The 3,150-nt window shown below is 43.7% G+C and carries 4 protein-coding genes; 3 read left to right on the top strand and 1 reads right to left on the bottom strand.

What is annotated here, in order from left to right:
* Positions 1 to 560, top strand: a 560-nt coding sequence (locus ACKI5G_RS05300; RefSeq protein WP_407398326.1) for an ABC transporter ATP-binding protein, incomplete at its 5' end; no start/stop codon positions are given.
* Positions 561 to 580: 20 nt separating this feature from the next.
* A complete protein-coding gene (locus ACKI5G_RS05295; RefSeq protein ID WP_407398328.1) occupies positions 581 to 1,570 on the top strand; it encodes an ABC transporter substrate-binding protein in 990 nt (329 codons plus the stop codon).
* A gap of 71 nt (positions 1,571 to 1,641) precedes the next feature.
* On the opposite strand, the gene ACKI5G_RS05290 is transcribed toward ACKI5G_RS05295, so the two are convergent.
* The gene (locus tag ACKI5G_RS05290; RefSeq protein ID WP_407398324.1) at positions 1,642 to 2,025 is read right to left on the bottom strand and encodes a VOC family protein; all 384 of its coding nucleotides are present in this window, start codon (positions 2,023 to 2,025) and stop codon (positions 1,642 to 1,644) included.
* Between the two features lie 146 nt (positions 2,026 to 2,171).
* Between ACKI5G_RS05290 and ACKI5G_RS05285 the strand changes: the two genes are divergently transcribed.
* Complete coding sequence (locus tag ACKI5G_RS05285; protein ID WP_407398322.1) at positions 2,172 to 3,035, top strand: NAD(P)/FAD-dependent oxidoreductase; 864 nt, start codon at positions 2,172 to 2,174, stop codon at positions 3,033 to 3,035.
* Positions 3,036 to 3,150 lie beyond the last annotated feature (115 nt).

Below are 3,150 nucleotides of genomic sequence, written 5' to 3'. Positions count from 1 at the left end.
ATCCCTTGTCAGATATGAGCTCTCAAAGCTTTGCCAGACTGGCTGCTGTGTTACCTCAATTTCATCACACTATTCTTGATTTTTATGTTGAAGATATTGTGCTGATGGGGCGTTTTCCCTTTAAGGAAAAATTTCAGGATTATACCAGTGAAGACCGTGAAAAGGTTCGTATTGCTATGAAAAAGGCGGGGGTATCCCATCTGGCCCTACGCAAGGCAGGGGGCCTTTCAGGTGGGGAGCTGCAGCGTGTCATGATTGCCAGGACTCTGGCCCAGGATACAGATCTGCTGTTCCTTGATGAGCCTACAAATCATCTTGATGTAAAGCATAAGCTGGCCTTGATGCACCTTTTACGGGGGTGTGACAAGACAGTTGTAGCTGTGCTTCATGATTTATCATTAGTGGCACAGTATACGGATTATGTTGTCGCTATGAAAGACGGTAAAGTCTATGCCAAAGGCAAAACAGAGGAGGTTTTAAAGCCAGACATTTTGGAAGAAATATTTGAAGTGCCGTTTTTACGTTTTGAGCAGGATGGAAAAATTTATTTGAATTACTGAAGGGAGCGATTGATTTGAAGATGAAGCATTGGCTGAAAAAAGGTGCGGTTGCTGGTATGCTGATGGCTGCCTTGTTGAGTGTGGCCGGATGTGGCAATCAAAAAAATGAACAGGCGGCATCCTCCTCAGGATATCCTGTATCCTGGACAGAAACCTTGAATGGACAGGAGACCAAGGTGTCTGTTGACAAGGCACCGGCCCGTGTTATTTCCATGTCTCAGGCCACCAGCGAAATGCTGTTGACATTGGGGTTGGAGGACCGCATGGTTGGTACAGCCATGAAGGAGGAAGAAGTATTTGGTCCTGTAGCAGATGCCTATGGCAAAGTGAAGGTTTTGTCGGAAAAATGGCCTTCCTATGAGACATTTATGGCAGAGAAACCAGATTTTGCAACTGGCTGGGAGGTTGCTTTCACAAAGCGCGGCATTCCGTCAGATTCCATTACTTCCCAGGGAGTACCAATTTATATCCCTTCCTCCATGCAGAAAACTGATGCAAATCTGGAAACAGTTTTTACAGATATGCTGAAATTGGGCGACATTTTTGGTGTTCAGGACAAGGCTAAAGCATGGGTGGATTCCCAGAAGAAGGAATTGGAGCAGGTTCAGAAGGACTTGGGTAAACAGTCGAAAAAACGTGTATTTGTATATGACGCTTCTGATGGCAAGCCATTTACAGCTTACAAGGGCTACACTACCAATATCCTGAAACTGATTGGCGCAGAAAATATTATGGAAAACGCAGGTGTTGACAAGACCTGGGCCGCAGCCAGCTGGGAATCTGTTGTTGCAGGTGATCCGGAATACATTATTATTTGCGATTACAGTAGTGGTGTTCGCAATGAGGATGATTTCAAGGAGAAGGTCGCAACAATCAGCAATAATCCACAGCTGAAGGATGTTAAGGCCGTTAAGGAAAATAAATTTATCAAGGTTCGCCTGTCTGAAATTACACCAGGCGTGCGTACAGTAGATGCATTGAAACGTCTTGCTGCTGAAATGAACAAATAATATTTTGCAATATAAAATAACCCGCCAGTGGAGATATCCCTCTGCTAGCGGGTTTTGACGTTTATATTAGATTATTTCACTTCGATAGACAATACTTCCTCGATGGCTCCTGGCTTTTCCTGGAAAAGCTCCAACACCAAACCATCCGGAAGCTGTATCCATTTTTCTGGCTTTCCTTCAATATGGGTAACACCGTCATAGGTGAGCATCTCCTGTATAGTCGCCTTGAAATCCTGTACAACAATGCCTAAATGGTGTCCCTGCCCAGCTTTTGGGTTTTCCGGGGAAGCCACCAGCTGCAAGCCACCCTTTAACCATATCTGTTGCAGCTTGCCATCCTTTTCCTTACGTCTGGTTTCCGTCATTCCCAAAACATTTTTGAAGAAATTGATGCTCCAGTCAATATCTGCCACGGTTACAGCGGCATGCTCAAGATAAGCTTGCTTCTTTACCATGATAGTTTCCCTCCTATTGGTGGTGATATACAAAAGATTCATTGTAAATCATGGTATTATAATGAGTCGTTATTGTCAATTGAGCTTGTTTTTATGTAAAATTAAACTATCAGATTATTACCTGAGTTAAAGGAGGTCCGGTGGATATGATATATGATGCAGCAATAGTTGGTAATGGGCCTGCTGGGCTGTCGGCGGCTACTGTGCTAAAGGCCAGAGGAAAGAATATAATATGTTTTGGGCCGAAAGAAATGAGCTCCAAAGTTGAAAAGGCTGAAAAGATTTCCAATTATCCCGGTCTGGGTATTATCACCGGTCATGAGTTAAATGAACATTTTCGCGACCATATTAAGGAACTGGATATTGAGATTACCAATAAAATCGTTTCAAAGATTTCAGATTTTGGTGGTAAGTTTACCTTGTTGGCAGATAATGAAATGTATGAGGCAAAGACTGTTCTGCTGACTACTGGAGTTGCCGTGGCCAAGGGCTTTGAGGGAGAAAAAGAACATCTGGGAAGGGGCATAAGCTACTGCGCCACCTGTGATGGTATGTTTTATAAGGGAAAGACTCTGGCGGTGTATTGTGGCGACAAAAACTTTATATCTGAGGTTTCTTACCTTGCAAATATAGCTGAAAAGGTGTATCTGTTTTCTTCTGATGGTAAATTGACAGTATCGGAAAATAATGTGGAGCTTGTTGACGGAAGATTGATGAAAATATTGGGGGAGAAGCGGGTAGACACTGTAGAATTGACTAATGGCGACAAAATTGCCGTTGATGGTGTGTTTATCTTACGAAATGCTATTCCACCAGAGGAGCTTTTGCCAGGGTTGGAGCTGGATGGCCCTCATGTAGCCGTGAACCGTCAGCTTCATACCAATGTAGGTGGCTGCTTTGCGGCAGGGGATAATACAGGCAGACCATATCAGATTGCCAAGGCTGTAGGAGAGGGTAATGTGGCGGCCCACGAAATATTGGAGTATTTGGCAAAAAGAGCCAATTCCTAATAATGTATAATGCCTTATCTGCTTGCTTCTTTGAAAAATGGAAAATATTGAGGTAAAGGGACGAATGGAGCAAATTCCAACGTACCAAGTCCCTCAAAGAACAGTTAGCCGCACT

This window comes from Anaerovibrio sp., assembly GCF_045637405.1.
GTDB lineage: Bacteria > Bacillota > Negativicutes > Selenomonadales > Selenomonadaceae > Anaerovibrio.
Note: the sequence above shows the minus strand (reverse complement) of the source record. Positions and strands in the feature narration are given on the sequence as shown.

Bases quoted from the DNA above. Each gene is read 5' to 3' on its own strand.
- ACKI5G_RS05295 (WP_407398328.1), top strand. From the start codon at position 581: ATGAAGCATTGGCTGAAAAAAGGTGCGGTTGCTGGTATGCTGATGGCT.
- ACKI5G_RS05290 (WP_407398324.1), bottom strand. From the start codon at position 2,025: ATGGTAAAGAAGCAAGCTTATCTTGAGCATGCCGCTGTAACCGTGGCA.
- ACKI5G_RS05285 (WP_407398322.1), top strand. From the start codon at position 2,172: ATGATATATGATGCAGCAATAGTTGGTAATGGGCCTGCTGGGCTGTCG.